Source organism: Enterobacter cloacae complex sp. P40C2, from assembly GCF_014930695.1.
GTDB classification, from domain to species: Bacteria; Pseudomonadota; Gammaproteobacteria; order Enterobacterales; family Enterobacteriaceae; genus Enterobacter; species Enterobacter pasteurii.
In genome coordinates this window covers 966816-985497 of record NZ_JADBRP010000001.1, presented here as the reverse complement: position 1 = coordinate 985497, position 18682 = coordinate 966816, and the positions used below count along the sequence as shown (strand labels likewise).

General features: G+C 53.4%; 19 protein-coding genes and 1 pseudogene. 15 read left to right on the top strand and 5 right to left on the bottom strand.

Features of this window, described 5'->3' with window-relative positions; translation table 11 throughout:
• Positions 1-332: 332 nt before the first annotated feature.
• A complete protein-coding gene (locus IM304_RS04735; protein WP_193356577.1) occupies positions 333-740 on the top strand; it encodes a hypothetical protein in 408 nt (135 codons plus the stop codon).
• Here IM304_RS04735 and IM304_RS04730 read toward each other — a convergent pair.
• From IM304_RS04730 to IM304_RS04720, 3 genes and pseudogenes are all read right to left on the bottom strand, one after another.
• Positions 706-1758: pseudogene (locus IM304_RS04730) on the bottom strand (tyrosine-type recombinase/integrase). The gene IM304_RS04735 and the pseudogene IM304_RS04730 overlap by 35 nt on opposite strands.
• A 72-nt stretch (positions 1759-1830) precedes the next feature.
• Positions 1831-3312, bottom strand: coding sequence for a hypothetical protein (locus tag IM304_RS04725; protein WP_193356576.1), 1482 nt, complete (start codon positions 3310-3312; stop codon positions 1831-1833).
• 16 nt (positions 3313-3328) lie between these two features.
• Entirely contained in the window at positions 3329-3928 is a 600-nt protein-coding gene (locus tag IM304_RS04720) for a phage repressor protein CI (RefSeq protein ID WP_193356575.1), read from the bottom strand.
• A 43-nt stretch (positions 3929-3971) separates the two neighbouring features.
• Here IM304_RS04720 and IM304_RS04715 point away from each other — a divergent pair, with 43 nt between their 5' ends.
• Both IM304_RS04715 and IM304_RS04710 read left to right on the top strand, forming a co-directional pair.
• A complete protein-coding gene (locus IM304_RS04715) occupies positions 3972-4214 on the top strand; it encodes a regulator (RefSeq protein ID WP_193356574.1) in 243 nt (80 codons plus the stop codon).
• A 153-nt stretch (positions 4215-4367) separates the two neighbouring features.
• Complete coding sequence (locus tag IM304_RS04710; protein ID WP_193356632.1) at positions 4368-4928, top strand: FRG domain-containing protein; 561 nt, start codon at positions 4368-4370, stop codon at positions 4926-4928.
• A gap of 245 nt (positions 4929-5173) precedes the next feature.
• Here the strand turns inward: IM304_RS04710 and IM304_RS04705 are convergent, their stop codons facing one another.
• Positions 5174-6859, bottom strand: a complete 1686-nt coding sequence (locus IM304_RS04705; RefSeq protein WP_193356573.1) for an aspartate:alanine antiporter — start codon at positions 6857-6859, stop codon at positions 5174-5176.
• A gap of 275 nt (positions 6860-7134) precedes the next feature.
• Here IM304_RS04705 and IM304_RS04700 point away from each other — a divergent pair, with 275 nt between their 5' ends.
• Entirely contained in the window at positions 7135-7509 is a 375-nt protein-coding gene (locus tag IM304_RS04700) for an inner membrane protein YbjM (RefSeq protein WP_176610782.1), read from the top strand.
• A 30-nt stretch (positions 7510-7539) separates the two neighbouring features.
• Here the strand turns inward: IM304_RS04700 and IM304_RS04695 are convergent, their stop codons facing one another.
• A complete protein-coding gene (locus IM304_RS04695; RefSeq protein WP_014169305.1) occupies positions 7540-7809 on the bottom strand; it encodes a GrxA family glutaredoxin in 270 nt (89 codons plus the stop codon).
• A gap of 185 nt (positions 7810-7994) precedes the next feature.
• Here IM304_RS04695 and nfsA point away from each other — a divergent pair, with 185 nt between their 5' ends.
• The 11 genes from nfsA (at position 7995) to IM304_RS04640 (ending at position 18668) form a co-directional block, all read left to right on the top strand.
• Entirely contained in the window at positions 7995-8717 is a 723-nt protein-coding gene (gene nfsA / locus IM304_RS04690; protein ID WP_148418707.1) for a nitroreductase NfsA, read from the top strand.
• Between the two features lie 63 nt (positions 8718-8780).
• Entirely contained in the window at positions 8781-9683 is a 903-nt protein-coding gene (gene rimK / locus IM304_RS04685) for a 30S ribosomal protein S6--L-glutamate ligase (RefSeq protein ID WP_148418708.1), read from the top strand.
• Positions 9684-9746: 63 nt separating this feature from the next.
• Positions 9747-10223 carry a YbjN domain-containing protein gene (locus IM304_RS04680; protein WP_193356572.1) on the top strand — a complete coding sequence of 159 codons (477 nt, stop codon included), beginning with the start codon at positions 9747-9749 and terminating at the stop codon, positions 10221-10223.
• Between the two features lie 350 nt (positions 10224-10573).
• The gene (gene potF / locus IM304_RS04675; protein ID WP_176610781.1) at positions 10574-11686 is read left to right on the top strand and encodes a spermidine/putrescine ABC transporter substrate-binding protein PotF; all 1113 of its coding nucleotides are present in this window, start codon (positions 10574-10576) and stop codon (positions 11684-11686) included.
• A gap of 102 nt (positions 11687-11788) precedes the next feature.
• On the top strand, positions 11789-12922 hold the full coding sequence (potG, locus tag IM304_RS04670) for a putrescine ABC transporter ATP-binding subunit PotG (protein ID WP_148419178.1): 1134 nt from the start codon (positions 11789-11791) through the stop codon (positions 12920-12922).
• 9 nt (positions 12923-12931) lie between these two features.
• On the top strand, positions 12932-13885 hold the full coding sequence (potH, locus tag IM304_RS04665) for a putrescine ABC transporter permease PotH (protein ID WP_148418712.1): 954 nt from the start codon (positions 12932-12934) through the stop codon (positions 13883-13885).
• Positions 13882-14727 carry a putrescine ABC transporter permease PotI gene (gene potI, locus IM304_RS04660; protein WP_148418713.1) on the top strand — a complete coding sequence of 282 codons (846 nt, stop codon included), beginning with the start codon at positions 13882-13884 and terminating at the stop codon, positions 14725-14727. The genes potH and potI overlap by 4 nt, the downstream gene beginning before the upstream one ends.
• 42 nt (positions 14728-14769) lie before the next feature.
• Positions 14770-15267 carry a YbjO family protein gene (locus IM304_RS04655; RefSeq protein WP_148418714.1) on the top strand — a complete coding sequence of 166 codons (498 nt, stop codon included), beginning with the start codon at positions 14770-14772 and terminating at the stop codon, positions 15265-15267.
• Positions 15268-15307: 40 nt separating this feature from the next.
• Positions 15308-16435 carry a 23S rRNA (uracil(747)-C(5))-methyltransferase RlmC gene (gene rlmC, locus IM304_RS04650; protein ID WP_193356571.1) on the top strand — a complete coding sequence of 376 codons (1128 nt, stop codon included), beginning with the start codon at positions 15308-15310 and terminating at the stop codon, positions 16433-16435.
• Between the two features lie 72 nt (positions 16436-16507).
• Positions 16508-17215: a response regulator transcription factor gene (locus tag IM304_RS04645; protein WP_148418716.1), complete on the top strand. Its 708-nt coding sequence runs from the start codon at positions 16508-16510 to the stop codon at positions 17213-17215.
• Entirely contained in the window at positions 17199-18668 is a 1470-nt protein-coding gene (locus IM304_RS04640; RefSeq protein ID WP_148418717.1) for a sensor histidine kinase KdpD, read from the top strand. Before IM304_RS04645 ends, IM304_RS04640 begins: the two co-directional genes overlap by 17 nt.
• The last annotated feature ends 14 nt before the right edge of the window (positions 18669-18682 follow it).

The following is an 18682-nucleotide window of genomic DNA, read 5'->3' as shown; positions in this document are numbered from 1 at the left end:
TGCTCAATTCATGTTCTTTTAAGAAATTGACCTGGCGAAATTTAATCACATGAGAAGATCAGCGCTGTCGCCAGGGGGAAAGGTAGCGTTATAAACGATTGATTGGGGTCGAGATGAATTTCAGGCAACAAAAAACCATTTATGTAAACGGGTTGGTGGAAACAATGACTTATGAGATAATCAATAAGTTAGGTTAGTGTTAAGGAGTGGCTATTACGGGGCAATGCCAACCGCTACCGCCACTTTGTCGCCACTTGGCATTCATTGCTTATTTCTGACTATAAGCAAAAGTTTATACTTCGCAGCGATGATTAGTTTACCCCGGATAAGTCATGAAGCTGTTGATAGCCTCTATGTTATTGCTGTTTGGCCCTATCAAGGGTTTTAAGTGCTACGTTAAGAAATTTTTCCCTGACGAGTACGGCAATGCTAATTTTAGTGATTCGTCTCAAGAGCTACGGAAAAAACTCTATTCGGCTGCAGCGACCAATTTTGTGGTTTTCGCTGCTGTCATGGCTGGCGTTTGGTACGAATGGAGGATAGAGCCGACATTTATTAACTGCGTTAAAGCAGGGTCTGCATACATCGCTCTGACAGTTACATTAGGGCGGGGTGGTTGGAATATCCAGACACACAAGGGAAACACTCTCACGGAAAGAATTGATCGGCACATTTACAAGTTGGCCCAGTACATCAATGTGGCGATTATGCTGGTGACGTTGTATTACCCAGGCAAATGACTTGCGTACTCAAGGTTGCTAAAGGGTTAAAGCGTAACGCGGTTTCAAGATGGTCGGGGGCCAAGTGAGCATAGCGCATGGTCATTTTTATATCATGGTGGCCCAGGATTTTCTGAAGCGCAAGGATGTTCCCGCCGGACATCATAAAATGTGCTGCGAACGTATGGCGTAGAACGTGGGTAAGTTGCCCACGCGGTAGCACGATTGAGGTTCTATCCATTACTGCTAAAAACTGGAAGTAGTAGTCAGTAAAGAACCTGAAGCCGTCCAGGGCAATAATTTCCTCGTAAAGCTCTTTGCTAATCGGAATGCTTCGTTTCTTTTTGCCTTTGGTCCTGACGAACGTGATTCGGTATTTCGTGACCTGAGAACGAGTGAGGTTCACCGCTTCACGCCAGCGTGCTCCGGTACTCAAGCAGATTTTAACGACGAAAGCGAGCAGGGTGCTTTGGTGTTGGCAGTCGTATAGAAGCTCTGTGGTCTGTTCATGCGTCAGCCAAGCCATTTCCTTTTCGGCAATGGTAAACTTGCGCATGATCTTTAGCGGGTTCGGTGCTGTCCATTCGCCCAGCCGGGACAACTCACTAAATACTCCGCTCAGATAGCTCTATTCCAGATTGATAGTTACCAGGCTGGCACCTTTTTTCCACTTTTCGCTAAAGTAGATTTCCCCTGTCAGGCGTTTGTCACGGTAATGCGCGAACAATTTTGAGCTGAAATCAGTAGCGAGAGGGTTTCTGAGAGCATCGACCATCAGGGGCAATTTGTCGTAAACATGCTCACCAGCAGTCAGGGATTTACCGTGCAGTTTGAACCAGAGTTCAACCACATCTTTCAGAGTCCGACGGTTTACTGATTCACCCAGCCAGGGCCTAGCCTCTACCTCATCCATCGTATGACGCTCAAAAGCCAGTGCTTCGCCTTTAGTGGCGAACTGCTTACGCACACGACGCCCACTTCGTCCAGCGGGGTAGCATTCGCAAATCCATCTTCCTGTGTGGAGTTTTCGTACTGCCATAAAAAAGCCCTCATGTCTGAGGGCTAAATTTAACTTTGTATATGTACAATTCCAGCGTTTGTTTTTAAAAAATCAAACACCTTGCTCTTGATCTGATATTGAATCACTAACATGTCGGACCCTGAACCCTAGACTATAAAAATCATTATAAAAATCAGAAAGATCATAGATTCTTAAAATAATGCGATTACATAGAATTCTTAATATCTTTACTTCACGCACTAGTGGAATAATCTCACTATCTTCAGATTTATTTCCATGTGCGGAGTTGTTTCGTTGTTTGAAGCTTATCAACTCTAAATGCCCTAGGGATAGGTCTAGAATCTCGTAAAATTTACTTGTCAAAATGGATTGTGGAGTTTGATTTAGGCTTGATAATTTATTTAATAGTAACTTTCTATCACGCTCAGATAGATGTTTTGCATTTTCTAAAACCTGTCTTAGTTCTTTATAAAGAGGTTTCCATAAACCCTTTTCAATTAATTTTACACTGAACTGAGTGGAGTTTTTTTCTATATATTTTCTTTGGATAAATTCTAATGTGGCTCCAAACCCAACTCCCTTGAGATGAAGAGGAGAAGCTACAGCATGCCAATACAACCAAGAAATATGTGAAAAATCATAGTCATCATAATGATTTATTATTTTTTCAACCATTAGACCAATTTCATCTTCTCCTAGATATAAATGCTTTGTATTAGCTGAGTGCAGAGGAGTTGGAGGCAGGCTGTAAGAAGAATGATATAAATCGTTTATTGCGGATTGCGTGTGTATTTCATATTCAAGCGAGTTGTAATTTTCGTCTTTTAATACACTTGAGATATGTATTAATTTGCAGCCCAATATAAAAGACAAGGCGTTCCTTATTTTTTTTCTAAGGTCTCTATCACATTCTTTACTATAAAGTATGAAGCCGGTGTTATATTTTTTGTCAATGCTGTTGCAATCGGTACTACCAAAAAAAACATCCAAGTCATTAACGCGGATATTACAGCAATTAAAATTGTTAGAGATATGGTCTTGACTTTCAAAGAATGAAATGATTTTATGCTGGGAATTAAAATCTCTAGTAATTGTTTTTTTTAATGTTTCTTTAACCCTGGAACTCCAACCATAGCCTCCAATGGCTAAATTAGTAATCCAATCAATTGAATAGTTGGCTTTTTCTGCGTTGTTTTTAGATTTATCTGATTTTTTTATGTTATTTATTGAACAAGTTATAGTTGCAATGATTTCGGAGTCATTATGTTTAATGTTTTTATTTATTAATGTTATACCAGTTATTTCCAATGTGACTTCATTGTTGAAGATGTTTTCCAACAATAAAAAACCATCAGTTATATATACCTCTCCTTCTTTTCTTTCTTGTTCTATATAAAAATCATTGTCAGAAAACCGTCGCTTTATTGGTTTGTATACCAGTTTTATTTTTAAATTGAGTTTGTCATCTCGGAATATTTCGAAATAATGAAAATTACTTAATAAGCGATCACTATCTTTGAATTGCCAATGACTGTATTGAATGCTATCTAAATCTTCCCATCCAAGATTCATATCTCTGACCCTTCCATTATATTTGAGGTTCGATAGTCGATACAACACGACCCTTCAATGAAATATCATTAATATTACTTATTAAGCTAGTAAGGTTATTTTCGATTTTTAATTGACCTGCAGGCATACGAAAGAGTTTCCTAAAAGATAAGTTTTCATCAATCGATATTAACCTAACTCCATCCCTAAAGCTAGCATTAGAATAATCAACGAAATGAATTACCTTTGCATCTCTAATCACATGAAGGTTTTTAGTGTCTAACGGTAATAATTTATAGTCAAAAGTAATAGTTCCATCCTCAACAAGAACGTCATTTTCCAATTTATATGCTTTTAATTCCTTTAAGCTATTAGACGACGGGGAACCAGGCTTTTTTGAACTTTCGCTGGATACTAACCATTCCAAGGAGACACCTGTCTCTAATGCGCATTGAATCACGTAATCTGCTGGGAATGTGTCCTTCAGATAGCGATTTGCCAAAGTGCTACTTCTGATACCCAACTGGTCACACAGCGCCTGCTTTGTCGTATATCCATATGCTTCCAACATGCGATCGATTGCTGTTTTTCCGCCTTTGCGTAAGTCCATAAATATCTCGAAGCGTGAGTTTTTCACTTGTTATCCCGGCTTACCACAAGCCAATAGGAGATGTTGCATTATGACCCCTAATATTTCAATCACTCTGACAACGCCACATGTCACGATTGAACGTTATAGCGAGTTAACAGGCTTTCCTGTTGACACCATTAACGGCATGCTGGCAGATGGTCGTTTACCACGTCATCGTCTGCGTAAAGATAAGAGCCGCGAGAAGGTGATGATTAAAATCGTAGCTCTAACTGTTGATGCACTCTCAGATTGGCAAGATCTTAGCACCAAGAAGTTTAGGTCAACTAATTAAAATTACAGAACGACACTTTGCTCATCGTATGAATGTTTATATGTGAAGAGGGCAAGGAAATGTTGATTGGGCAATTCATAGCGCTGCGTTCAGACGCTTGAGATTCTCTCTCCGCAGCGTCTCCGAGAGTAGGATGAGAAACTACGAACTTGAATTGTTAAAAAAGCTAGACATAAGGACTATGGTTACGAAGATGGAAGACGTTTAGCTGATTTCGAAGTACTTGCCAAGCTACAGCATCATGGTGCAGCAACACGCCTAATAGACTTTTCAAGGAATATGCTGGTTGCATTGTGGTTTGCTTGCCAATCACAGAGAGGGAAAACCGGGCTTTTGTTTGGGATTCATTCTGATTCGATCTATTGGGAAGAAGGTGAAACGGAGGAACGCACTTATGATGAGGTATTTGTAAAAGGGATTAGCAAAGCTGGAGCTACTACTTGGGAATCTCCAGCAGTTACTAAAAGAATTGCAGCTCAAAGCACTCAATTTATGTACAGTGTTGTGAGTGGCAACCCAATGGGAAGTCTCGATTTTGATCTTGAGGAAGACGCCTACCTTCCAATAGCAATCACAGCCAGTATGAAAGAAGAGTTTTTGCGTCTTTTAGAAGGTACATTTGACGTCCGACAGCTCACTTTATTCCCTGAACTCGACGGATTCTGTCATGCCAATACTGAAAGAAATGGACGTTGGGATAACAAAAGATGGTAACTCGTCAAAACAGTGCCGCCATTTTGGCGCCATCCGTCTTAAAGGTGGTTCGTAAATGGCTGATTAGAAAAACCCCAAATTTCAGGCAACAAAAAACCCATCAACCTTGAACCAAAACGGCGGGGTTGATGGGCTCCACAAATTGGGGACATCAAAGAAAAGCAGTGGCACTAGTTATGACTGCACCCTGCGTAAAAAGTTCTGCGCGTAACGAAAATTTTTTCCACTCCGCGCAAACTTAAGAGTTATCCGAGTCCCGGCCAGATAATGACGATCAGCGTACCCGCCAGCGTCAGCAGCACGTTTGCGATGGCGTAGGTGCCTGCATATCCCAGCGCCGGGATGTTGCTGCGCGCGGTGTCGCTGATGATTTCCATTGCTGGGGCGCAGGTGCGCGCGCCCATCATCGCTCCGAAGAGCAGGGCGCGGTTCATGCGCAGCACGTAGGCACCGAACAGGAAGCAGATCACCACCGGTACCAGGCTGACGATAAGTCCGGAAACCAACATTTGCCAGCCAACGGCGCCCAGGCCGTTGCCAATGCCGCTACCGGCGCTTAAGCCTACTCCCGCCATAAAGACCATCAGGCCGAACTCCTTCACCATGTTCAGCGCGCCCTGCGGGATATAGCCGAATGTAGGATGGTTCGCTCGCAGGAAGCCCAGCATGATCCCGGCGAACAGCAGGCCGGCAGCGTTACCGATGCCGAAGCTAAAGTTGCTGAACTGGAAGGTGATCATCCCAATCATCAGGCCAACAATGAAGAACGCGCAGAAGGCTAACAGGTCCGTCACCTGGCTGTGAATCGAGATAAAGCCGATACGGTCGGCAACGGTTTTGACGCGCCGGGCATCGCCGCTGACCTGCAACACGTCGCCTTTGTTGAGAACCACGTTGTCGTCGATAGGCATTTCAATCTGGCTGCGGATCACGCGGTTGAGGAAACAGCCGTGGTCGGTCAGCTTCAGCTGCGCCAGTCGGCGGCCCACGGCGTTGTGGTTCTTCACCACAATCTCTTCGGTAACGATACGCATGTCCAGCAGGTCGCGGTCGAACACCTCTTTCCCGTTGCGGAAGCTGGGATCGAGACGCGCGTGAGCGTCCGGGTAGCCGACGAGGGCAATATCATCGCCCATCTGGAGCACCGCATCACCGTCCGGGTTCGCCAGGATGCCGTTACGACGGATACGTTCGATATAGCAGCCGGTCTGCCGGTAAATCCCCAGCTCGCGCAGGTTTTTCCCGTCGGTCCAGGCAACCAGCTCCGGCCCGACGCGGTACGCGCGGATAACCGGCAGGTAGACCTTACGTTTGGAGTCCGTGTCCAGGCCGCGCTCGCGGGCGATGGTCTGGGCGCTGGTCTGGAGATCCTGATGCTGAAGTTTTGGCAAATAGCGCGCGCCAACAATCAGGCTTACCAGACCAATCAGATAGGTCAGGGCATAGCCCAGGCTCAGGTTGTCCAGCGCGGTGGAAAGCTGCGTCCCAGCCATGCCCGAATGGCGAAGCGTATCGCCGGCACCGACCAGCACCGGCGTGGAGGTCATCGAGCCCGCCAGCATACCCGCCGTTAAGCCGATGTCCCAGCCAAACAGCTTGCCCAGCCCTAACGCAATCAGCAGTGCGCTGCCGACCATCACCAGCGCCAGCATCAGGTAATTTTTGCCGTCACGGAAGAAAATTGAAAAAAAGTTCGGACCGGCTTCCACGCCTACGCAAAAAATAAACAGCATGAAACCTAAGTTAAGCGCGTCCGTGTTAATGCTGAAATGCTGCTGACCTAATAATAAGGAGACGACTAAAACGCCAATGGAATTACCAAGTTGAACTGAACCCAGGCGTAATTTACCCAGACAAAGGCCCAGCGCCAGTACCACAAATAATAACAGGATGTAATTCCCATTTAACAAGTCTGCGACGTTTATATTCACGGAGGCTAACTTCTTGTTTACCAGTAAGTTGTTGAATGAAAGGACTATTTGGGCTACTGTTTTTACGGTCAGGGACAAACGCTAACCGCGTCTCGCTCCCTGATAATTTCCCTAAACCAATAGCAAGCGGTTAGTTTAATCGTATTAGCTTTCGACAGCTACCTATTATCGCATCACTGCATGCGGCCTTTGGCAAGGATTGCCACTTTGCTTTATCTGACTGGGCGTCCGCTGGACGAGTGTGTATTTGATAGAGAGGAAGTCAGGAGGATAATTTGAACATTAAGCGAAACTGGGCGGGCGCAATCAGCTGTTTTTTGCTGTTTACGGTCGTTTGCATGTCGTTAGCTTTTAATGTGAAGGGAGCCTTCAGAGCTTCTGGTCATCCGGAGCTGGGCCTGCTGTTTTTCATCCTGCCGGGGGTCGTGGCCAGTTTTCTCTCGCGAAAAGGTGAGGTGATCATGCCGCTTATCGGGGCGATGCTTGCGGCCCCCCTCTGTCTGCTCCTGATGCGCGTGCTGTTTCTCTCGTCGAGAAGCGTCTGGCAGGAAGTGGCGTGGTTAATGAGCGGCGTTTTCTGGTGCGCGCTGGGGGCGCTGTGCTTCTTATTTACGCGTAGCCTGCTGCAACAGCGCAAGCCACGTAAATAAAAACGCCCTCGGGGAGAGGGCGTCTTCGCATTACTGAGCGGCAAACAGGCCCAGATGCTCTTTGGCATAGGCTTCAAAATCTGTGCAGCCGCCGATGTGTTTCTGATCGAGGAAGATCTGCGGCACGGTTTCAACCGGCTTGCCAACGGTTTTTTCCAGATCGGCTTTGCTGATGCCTTCCGCGTGGATGTCAACGTAACGGAAGTTGAAATCATCACGCTCTTCAGTCAGTTTCTCAGCCAGCTCTTTAGCGCGCACACAGTAAGGGCATCCTGGACGACCAAAAATTACTGCAAACATTTCTCTCTCCTCAAAAAACAAGCCTGACGGCGAATAGCGCCTATAGTGCACGATAACCTGCCGTCATGGAAAGAAGGTTTCACCTGTCACTTTGATACAGTCAGGCTATGTTTCGCCAATTACATCGCGCAGATCATTGCCTATACTGGCTGCCATACGTTTTACGCAACACAAAGAGAGACAAGATGACGCCAACCATTGACCTGCTTCGTTCCCACCGTTCCATTCGCCATTTCACCGATGAGCCCATTACCCAGGCACAGCGGGAAGCGATCATCGACAGCGCAAGAGGCACCTCCAGCTCGAGCTTTTTGCAGTGCAGCTCCATTATCCGCATCACCGATCCGGCAATGCGTGAACAGCTGGTGACCCTGACGGGCGGGCAAAAGCACGTCGCTCAGGCGGCCGAGTTCTGGGTATTCTGCGCCGATTTTAACCGCCACCTGCAAATCTGCCCGGAGGCGGAGCTGGGGCTGGCGGAACAGCTGCTGCTGGGCGTGGTGGATACCGCGCTGATGGCGCAAAACGCCTTCACGGCGGCGGAGTCGCTGGGGCTTGGCGGGGTGTATATCGGCGGGCTGCGCAACAATATCGAAAGCGTGACGGAACTGCTGAAGCTTCCGAAGCACGTGCTGCCGCTGTTTGGCCTGTGCCTTGGCTGGCCGGCGGATAACCCGGATCTCAAGCCGCGTATTCCTGCGGCGATGCTGGTGCACGAGAATCATTACCAGCCGGTCGATCCGAACGTGCTGGACCAGTATGACGAAGAGCTGGCGAACTACTATTTAACGCGCGACAGCAACAACCGCCGCGACACCTGGAGTGACCATATCCGCCGCACCATCGTTAAGGAAAGCCGCCCGTTCATTCTCGAGTATCTGCACAAGCAGGGCTGGGCGACGCGATAGTCCATTCCTCCTGCGCCTCGTGTATGATAGGCAGGCTTTCCCATGTCTTCAGAGAGGTGCAGGGTGAAAATTGCCATATTGTCCCGGGATGGAACGCTCTATTCATGCAAGCGCCTGCGAGAAGCGGCGGCGAAACGCGGGCATCAGGTTGAGATCCTCGATCCGATGTCCTGCTATATGAACATCGACCCTGCGGCGTCGTCGATTCATTACAAAGGCCGCAAGCTCCCGCATTTTGATGCGGTGATCCCCCGCATTGGCTCCCAGATAACCTATTACGGCACGGCCGCGCTGCGTCAGTTTGAAATGCTGGGCAGCTATCCGCTCAACGAGTCCGTGGCGATTTCCCGCGCCCGCGATAAGCTGCGTTCGCTTCAGCTGCTCGCGCGTCAGGGGATCGATCTGCCCGTTACCGGCATCGCCCATTCGCCGGACGACACCAGCGATTTGATCGACATGGTGGGCGGAGCGCCGCTGGTGATTAAGCTGGTTGAAGGCACGCAGGGTATTGGGGTGGTGCTGGCGGAGACGCGCCAGGCGGCCGAAAGCGTGATCGACGCCTTTCGTGGCCTCAATGCCCATATCCTGGTGCAGGAGTATATTAAAGAGGCCAGAGGGCGCGACATTCGCTGCTTTGTGGTCGGCGATGAGGTGGTAGCCGCCATTGAGCGGCAGGCTAAAGAGGGCGACTTCCGCTCCAACCTGCACCGTGGCGGCATCGCCCGGGTTGCCGTCATCAGCGAGCGCGAGCGCGAGATTGCGGTAAAAGCCGCGCAGACGCTGGGGCTGGACGTGGCGGGTGTCGATCTGCTGCGCGCCGAGCGCGGCCCGCTGGTGATGGAAGTGAACGCCTCTCCGGGGCTGGAAGGGGTGGAAAAAACCACAGGCGTCGATATTGCAGGTAAAATGATTGCATGGATTGAACGCCATGCTACGCCGGGATTCTGCCTGAAAACGGGCGGTTGAATGGATCGGCGCGCGCTTTTTGCGTAATCTGAACACCGTTTTTATTTAAGAGGCTGCACAGCGATGGATTTACAGGTCGTACCTACACTGGATACGTTACGTCAATGGCTCGATGATGCCGGTATTACTTTTTTCGAATGCGACTCCTGCCAGGCGCTGCATCTGCCTCACATGCAAAATTTCGACGGTATTTTCGATGCCAAAATCGATCTGATTAACGACGTGATTCTTTTCTCGGCGCTGGCCGAGGTGAAGCCTTCCGCGCTGCTGGCGCTGGCGTCCGACCTGTCAGCGATTAACGCCAGTTCTTTGACCGTGAAAGCGTTTCTCGACATACAGGATGATAATCTGCCGAAGCTGGTGGTTTGCCAGTCTTTATTCTCCGGTGCCGGGCTCTCCTTTAAGCAGTTCGCCTGGTTTATGCGCCTGAGCGAAGAGCAAATTTCCATGGTGATGATGGAAGCCAACGCGCATCACCTGCTGTACAGCGCGGAAGATGATGCTGAGAATAACGATGCAGCGCCCAATTTTCTCCACTAAGGCTGTCTGACTTTTGCGCAGTCGCTGCCAGAGCGGCTGCATAACGCCATTTTTTCTGCTGGTTTTAACCTTTCTTTAAAGAATCTTTCACCTCCCCTCAGGCCATTTCGGCTTATCACGTAGACATAATCTGCATAAAAAATTGATAAAAGGCGTTTTTTCGTCTGGGCTATAGCCGGAGACACGGGCTACAGTTATTCTTGCGATGCTTAAAAAAGCGAGCGGACCTGCCGGATAAAGGGGGTTATTTTTATTTCAGGCAGAGCGACAAACTATGCATGATTATTGCATATCTTCAGGCTGCACAGTTTTGGTTCGTTTGTTAACGAGCTTTCAGAAGGAATAACAATATGATCGCCTTGAATAAAAAATGGTTATCGGGTCTGGTTGCGGGTGCTCTGATGGCCGTCTCTGCCGGCACGCTCGCTGCGGAACAAAAAACGCTGCACGTCTATAACTGGTCTGACTATATTGCGCCGGACACCGTCGCCAGTTTTGAAAAAGAGACCGGCATTAAGGTGGTCTACGACGTCTTCGACTCCAACGAGGTGCTGGAAGGCAAACTGATGGCGGGCAGCACCGGTTTTGACCTGGTGGTGCCCTCCGCCAGCTTCCTGGAGCGTCAGCTGACCGCCGGCGTCTTTCAGCCGCTGGACAAGAGCAAATTACCGAACTGGAAAAACCTCGACCCGGAGGTGCTGAAGCTGATTGCCAAACACGATCCGGAGAACAAATACGCGATGCCTTATCTGTGGGCGACCACCGGTATTGGCTACAACGTGGATAAGGTCAAAGCCGCGCTGGGTCCGGACGTCAAGCTGGACAGCTGGGACGTGGTGCTGAAGCCGGAAAACCTTGAAAAGCTGAAAAGCTGCGGCGTCTCTTTCCTCGATGCCCCGGAAGAAATTTTTGCCACCGTGCTTAACTATCTCGGCAAAGATCCGAACAGCAGCAAGGCCGACGACTACACCGGCCCGGCAACCGATCTGCTGCTGAAGCTGCGTCCGAATATTCGCTACTTCCACTCCTCCCAGTACATTAACGACCTGGCAAACGGCGACATCTGCGTGGCGATCGGCTGGGCAGGCGACGTCTGGCAGGCGGCGAACCGCGCGAAAGAGGCGAAAAATGGCGTGAATGTCTCCTACTTCATACCGAAAGAGGGGGCGCTGGCCTTCTTCGACGTCTTCGCCATGCCGGCTGATGCGAAAAACAAAGAAGAAGCGTATCAGTTCCTCAACTACCTGATGCGTCCGGAAGTGATTGCCCACATCAGCGATCACGTCTACTACGCCAACGGTAACAAGGCCTCCGTGCCGATGGTCAGCGAGGAGATCCGTAATAACCCGGCCATTTATCCGCCGGCCGACGTGTTTGCCAAGCTGTTCACCCTGAAGGTGCAGGAACCTAAAATTGACCGCGTGCGTACCCGTGCGTGGACGAAGGTGAAAAGCGGTAAGTAATTACCCGTGAGCTGTAGGCCGGGCACGCGTAGCGCTCCCGGCAACGGGCGCACCGTTCTGGTGCGCCTGCACCATGATTTGTTTTCTGCCGGAGAGCACCCCGTGAATGACGCGATCCCCCGCCCGCAGGCGAAAGTCCGTAAAGCGCTGACCCCGCTTCTTGAAATTCGTAACCTCACCAAGTCCTTCGACGGCCAGCATGCCGTGGACGACGTCAGCCTGACGATCTACAAGGGTGAGATTTTTGCTCTCCTCGGCGCGTCCGGCTGCGGTAAATCGACCCTGCTGCGCATGCTCGCCGGGTTTGAACAGCCGACCGCCGGGCAGATTGTGCTCGACGGTGTCGATCTCTCCAGCGTGCCGCCGTACCAGCGGCCCATTAACATGATGTTCCAGTCCTACGCGCTGTTCCCGCACATGACCGTTGAGCAGAACATCGCCTTCGGCCTGAAGCAGGACAAATTGCCGAAAGCCGAAATCACCGCGCGCGTGGCGGAGATGCTGAGCCTGGTGCACATGCAGGAGTTCGCGAAGCGTAAGCCGCACCAGCTTTCCGGCGGCCAGCGTCAGCGCGTGGCGCTGGCGAGAAGCCTTGCCAAGCGCCCGAAGCTCTTACTGCTCGACGAACCGATGGGTGCGCTGGATAAAAAGCTGCGCGACCGCATGCAGCTTGAGGTCGTGGATATTCTCGAGCGCGTGGGCGCGACCTGCGTGATGGTGACCCACGACCAGGAAGAGGCGATGACCATGGCCGGGCGCATTGCGATCATGAATCGCGGTAAGTTCGTGCAGATTGGCGAGCCGGAGGAGATCTACGAGCACCCGACCACCCGCTACAGCGCGGAGTTTATCGGCTCGGTGAACGTCTTCGAAGGGCTGCTGAAAGCGCGTGAGGAGGACGGCCTGGTGATCGAATCGCCGGGGCTGGTGCACCCGCTTAAGGTGGATCCGGATAACGCCGTGATGGACAACGTGCCGGTCTACGTTGCCCTGCGTCCGGAAAAAATCATGCTCTGCGATGAGCCGCCCGCCGATGGCTACAACTTTGCCGTGGGCGAAGTGGTGCACATTGCCTACCTGGGCGACCTTTCTATCTACCACGTGCGCCTGAAAAGCGGGCAGATGCTCAGCGCCCAGCTGCAGAACGAACACCGGTATCGCAAGGGACAGCCGACCTGGGGCGACGAGGTGAGCCTGTGCTGGGATGCGGACAGCTGCGTAGTCCTGACGGTATAAGGAGCGGTCATGAGTACACTTGAACCTCCAGCCCGCGTCAAAACGCCGGGCGGCTTCGCGCACTGGCTGGCGCGCATGCAGATGGCACACGGCCGTAAGCTGGTCATCGCCATGCCGTATATCTGGCTGATCCTGCTGTTTCTGCTGCCGTTCCTGATCGTCTTTAAGATCAGCCTGGCGGAGATGGCGCGGGCGATCCCGCCGTACACCGATCTGTGGGAGTGGGCGGACGGACAGTTTACGCTGACCTTAAACCTCGGTAATTTCCTGCAGCTGACCGAGGATCCGCTCTATTTTGAAGCCTACTTGCAGTCGTTACAGGTGGCGGCGGTCTCCACGATCTGCTGTCTGCTGATGGGCTACCCGCTGGCGTGGGCGGTGGCGCACAGCAAGCCGTCGACGCGAAACATTCTACTGCTGCTGGTGATCCTCCCGTCGTGGACCTCGTTCCTCATCCGCGTGTACGCCTGGATGGGGATCCTGAAAAATAACGGCATACTGAATAACGTCCTGCTGTGGCTTGGCGTTATCGACCAGCCGCTGACGATCCTGCACACCAACCTCGCGGTGTATATCGGGATTGTTTATGCCTACCTGCCGTTTATGGTGCTGCCGATTTATACGGCGCTGACGCGTATTGACTACTCGCTGGTGGAAGCCTCGCTCGATCTTGGCGCGCGTCCGCTGAAGACCTTCTTCAGCGTCATCGTGCCGCTGACCAGGGGCGGGATCATTGCCGGGTCGATGCTGGTCTTTATCCCGGCGGTGGGGGAGTTTGTGATCCCCGAACTGCTCGGCGGGCCGGACAGCATTATGATTGGCCGCGTGCTGTGGCAGGAGTTCTTTAATAACCGCGACTGGCCGGTGGCCTCGGCGGTGGCGATCGTCATGCTCCTGCTGCTGATCGTGCCGATCATGTGGTTCCATAAACACCAGCAGAAGCAGATGGGAGACCACGGATGAACAACCTGCCGGTAGTACGCTCTCCGTGGCGAATTCTGATCCTGGTGATCGGCTTTACCTTCCTGTACGCGCCGATGCTGATGCTGGTGATCTACTCGTTCAACAGCTCGAAGCTGGTCACCGTCTGGGCGGGCTGGTCCACGCGCTGGTACAGCGCGCTGTTCCATGACGATGCGATGATGAGCGCGGTCGGGCTAAGCCTGACCATTGCGGCGCTGGCGGCGACGATGGCCTGCGTGTTGGGCACGATTGCCGCGCTGGTGATGGTGCGCTTTGGCCGCTTCCGCGGGGCCAACGGCTTTGCGTTTATGATCACCGCGCCGCTGGTGATGCCGGACGTGATCACCGGCCTGTCGCTGCTGCTGCTGTTTGTGGCGCTGGCGCACGCCATCGGCTGGCCGGCGGATCGCGGTATGCTTACCATCTGGCTGGCGCACGTTACCTTCTGTACGGCGTACGTGGCGGTGGTGATCTCCTCGCGCCTGCGCGAGCTGGATCGCTCCATTGAAGAGGCGGCGATGGATCTTGGCGCAACGCCGCTGAAGGTTTTCTTCATCATCACGCTGCCGATGATTATGCCGGCGGTGATCTCCGGCTGGCTGCTGGCGTTCACGCTCTCGCTCGACGACCTGGTTATCGCCAGCTTTGTCTCGGGCCCGGGCGCAACGACGCTGCCGATGCTGGTCTTCTCCAGCGTGCGCATGGGGGTGAATCCGGAAATCAACGCCCTGGCGTCCATCATCCTCGGCGTGGTCGGAATTGTCGGATTTATCGCCTGGTATTTGATGGCGCGCGCGGAAAAGCAGCGCGTGCGCGATATCCAGCGTGCAAGACGCGGCTGAAGGAATTATTATTTCCAGTGATGTGCCGCGTATGACGCGGCACTGTTTTTCAGGGAAGTAAAAACATTGGGATTCTTGCAAAAAACACGTCATTCGCACGCTCGTCCGAACGTTCCTGCGCTGGTGCAGGTGGCGGCGCTCGCTATTATTATGATCCGCTGCCTGGACGTGCTGATGATAATGAACACGCTGGGCCCGCGCGGGATGGGGGAATTTATTCACCGCAGCGCGCAGACGTGGAATCTGACGCTGGTGTTTCTCAGCAGCCTGATGCTGGTGTTTATCGAAATCTACTGCGCGTTCTCGCTGGTAAAAGGGCGCAACTGGGCGCGATGGGTCTATCTGCTGACGCAGATCGCCGCCGCCAGCTATCTGTGGGCCGCCTCGCTGGGCTATGGTTATCCTGAACTGTTCAGCATTCCCGGCAGTTCCCGCCGCGAGATTTTCCATTCACTGGTCATGCAGAAGCTGCCGGACATGCTGGTCTTGTGCCTGCTTTTTATCCCGGCCTCCAGTCGGCGGTTCTTCCGCCTGCAATAATGTGTATAATCGCAGCCCTCGTGATCCTTAAGGTTTTCCTATGCAGTGCGCACTCTATGACGCCGGCCGCTGCCGCTCCTGTCAGTGGATAGAACAGCCGGTCTCTCAACAACTCACCGCCAAAATGGCCGATCTCCAGCAGCTGCTTGCCGGCCACGCGGTGGGCGAGTGGTGCGCACCCGTCAGCGGGCCGGAGCAGGGCTTTCGTAATAAAGCCAAAATGGTAGTCAGCGGCAGCGTCGAAAAGCCGCTGCTGGGCATGCTGCACCGTGACGGCACCCCGGAAGATCTCACCGCCTGCCCGCTGTATCCCGCCTCGTTTGAGCCGGTGTTTGCCGCGCTCAAGCCGTTTATCGCCCGCGCGGGGTTAACGCCCTACAGCGTCGCCCGCAGGCGCGGCGAGCTGAAATACCTCCTGCTTACCGAAAGCCAGATCGACGGCGGCATGATGCTGCGCTTCGTGCTGCGTTCGGAAACCAAACTGGAGCAGCTGCGCGCGGCGCTGCCGTGGCTGCAGGCGCGGCTGCCGCAGCTCAGGGTCATCACCGCCAATATTCAGCCGGTGCATATGGCCATCATGGAAGGGGAGAAAGAGATATTCTTCACCGAACAGCATGCGCTTGCGGAGCGTTTTAACGACGTGCCGCTGTGGATCCGTCCGCAAAGCTTCTTCCAGACTAACCCGGCCGTTGCCAGCGCGCTGTACGCCACCGCGCGCGACTGGGTGCGCGCGCTGCATGTTCATCACATGTGGGATCTGTTCTGCGGCGTCGGCGGCTTTGGCCTGCACTGCGCCACGCCGGACATGCAGCTCACCGGGATTGAAATTTCTGCCGAGGCGATTGCCTGCGCAAAGCAGTCCGCCGCGGAGCTGGGGTTAACGAACCTGCGCTTTCAGGCGCTCGACTCCACCCGGTTCGCCACCGGGCAGGGCAACGTGCCGGAGCTGGTGCTGGTCAACCCGCCGCGCCGGGGCATTGGCCAGGCGCTCTGCGACTACCTGAGCCAGATGGCGCCGGGCGTTATCGTCTACTCCAGCTGTAACGCACAAACCATGGCGAAAGATATCGCCAGCCTGCCGGGTTACCGCATTGAGCGCGTTCAGCTCTTTGATATGTTCCCGCACACCGCGCATTACGAAGTGCTGACGTTGCTCGTGAAATCTTAAACAAAATGTGAACTCTTCATCCCTGCGAAATCAGGTAAGCTTACGTCATAAAAATTGAATGAAGGCTTACCCATGAAGCAGATCCTGCTGGTGGAAGATGACCACGATATCGCGGCGCTTCTGCGACTCAACTTAGAAGACGAAGGCTACGCCATTACCCACGAGCCGGACGGGGGAAAGGCGTTACCGCTTCTGGAAAAACAGCCGTGGGACGCGGTGATCCTCGATCTGATGCTGCCTAACGTCGACGGTCTGGAGATTTGTCGCCGTATCCGCCAGATGACCCGCTACCTGCCGATAATCATCATTAGCGCCCGTAGCAGCGAAACCGATCGTATTACCGGCCTGGAAACCGGGGCGGATGACTACCTGGCAAAACCCTTCTCGGTGCAGGAGCTGATTGCCCGCATTAAGGCGCTGTTCCGCCGCCAGCAGGCGATGGGGCAGGCGCAGACGGACGGCATTATTCAGGCGCACGGCCTGACTATCGATCCGCTGGCGCGCACCGTGCGCCTGCACGGTCAGCTCGTCGACCTCACTCCGCGCGAGTTTGAACTGCTCTATTTCTTTGCCCGCCATCCCGGAGAGGTCTTTTCGCGGCTGGCCCTGCTGGAGCAGGTGTGGGGCTATCAGCACGAAGGCTACGAACACACCGTTAACACCCACATCAACCGCCTGCGCATCAAAATTGAAAAAGATGCCGCCGAACCGGAGATCGTTCGCACCGTGTGGGGCAAAGGCTACAAATTTGCGGAGCTGAACCATGATGCGTCGCTTTAGCCTGAGCCAGCGCCTGACGCTGCTGTTTACGGCGTTACTGCTGCTCTGCGCTACCGTGGCCTGCGCGGTGCAGCTCTACAGCAGCATGCAGTACGGTAACGCGATGGTGCAGCGGCTCTCCGGCGGACTGGCCCAGCAGATCGTCCAGCGGGAACCGATTCTGGATGCGCAGGGCAGGGTCGATCGGGGCGCCTTAAAGCCGCTGTTCGATAGGCTGATGACCTTTAACCCGAGCGTTGAGCTGTACGTCGTCTCGCCCGATGGCGACGTGCTGGCAGACGCCGCCCCGCCGGGCCACATCAAGCGGCAAAAAATTGACCTCGCTCCGATACAGAGCTTCCTGAGCGGGACGGTGATGCCGGTATTTGGCGACGATCCCCGCAGCCAGAACAGGAAGGTGTTCAGCGCCACGCCGCTGCGGCAGGACGGCGAGCTAAAGGGGTATCTGTACATTATTTTGCAGGGGGAGGAGTCCAACGCGCTGGCGGAGATGGCCTGGCATAAGGCGCTCTGGAGTACGGCGCTGTGGTCCATGCTGCTGGTGGCGCTGTTTGGCCTGCTGGCGGGGCTGCTGCTGTGGTACTGGGTAACGCGTCCGGTCAAACAGCTGACGAAGGACGTGGCCGGGCTTGAGCAGGACAGCATCAGCGCGATCGGGCGGCTGGCGGCCCAGCCGCTGGAGGCTGCCGGCCGGGACGAAGTGGCGATCCTGCGCAACAGCTTTATCGAGCTGGCGCGCAAAATCACCTCCCAGTGGGATCGGCTGGCGGACAGCGATCGCCAGCGCCGGGAGTTTATCGCCAATATTTCACACGATCTGCGCACGCCGCTGACCTCCCTGCTGGGCTATCTCGAAACTCTCTCGCTCAAATCCGCGACGCTGACGCCGCAGGAGCATCAGCAATATCTTGCCACCGCGCTGCGTCAGGGGCAAAAGGTGCGTCATCTCTCGCAGCAGCTGTTCGAACTGGCGCGTCTTGAGCACGGCGGCATCAGGCCCCAGCGCGAGCGTTTTGCGATGGCGGAGCTGATATCTGACGTCGCGCAGAAGTTTGAACTGGCCGCCCGCACGCGTGAGCTGAACCTGCATATTGATGTCCCCGGGCCGCTGCCGCTGGTGAACGCCGACGTGTCCATGATTGAACGGGTGGTCACCAACCTGCTGGATAACGCGATACGCCATACGCCAGCGGGGGGCGATATTCGGCTGGCGGTGTGGCAGGAGAACGATCGGCTGCAGGTTGAAGTGGCAGACAGCGGAACGGGCGTCGATGCGGCGCTGCGCGACGATCTGTTCCAGCGTCCTTCGGCGCTACAGCCGCAGGCGGCGCGGGAAAACCGGGGCGGGTTAGGGCTGTTAATCGTGAAAAGAATGCTGGAGCTGCACGGCGGAGGGATTGGGCTGATGGAATCGGCGAGCGGGGCGCGGTTCAGATTCTTCGTGCCGCTGTGAGAAATTGCCGGGTG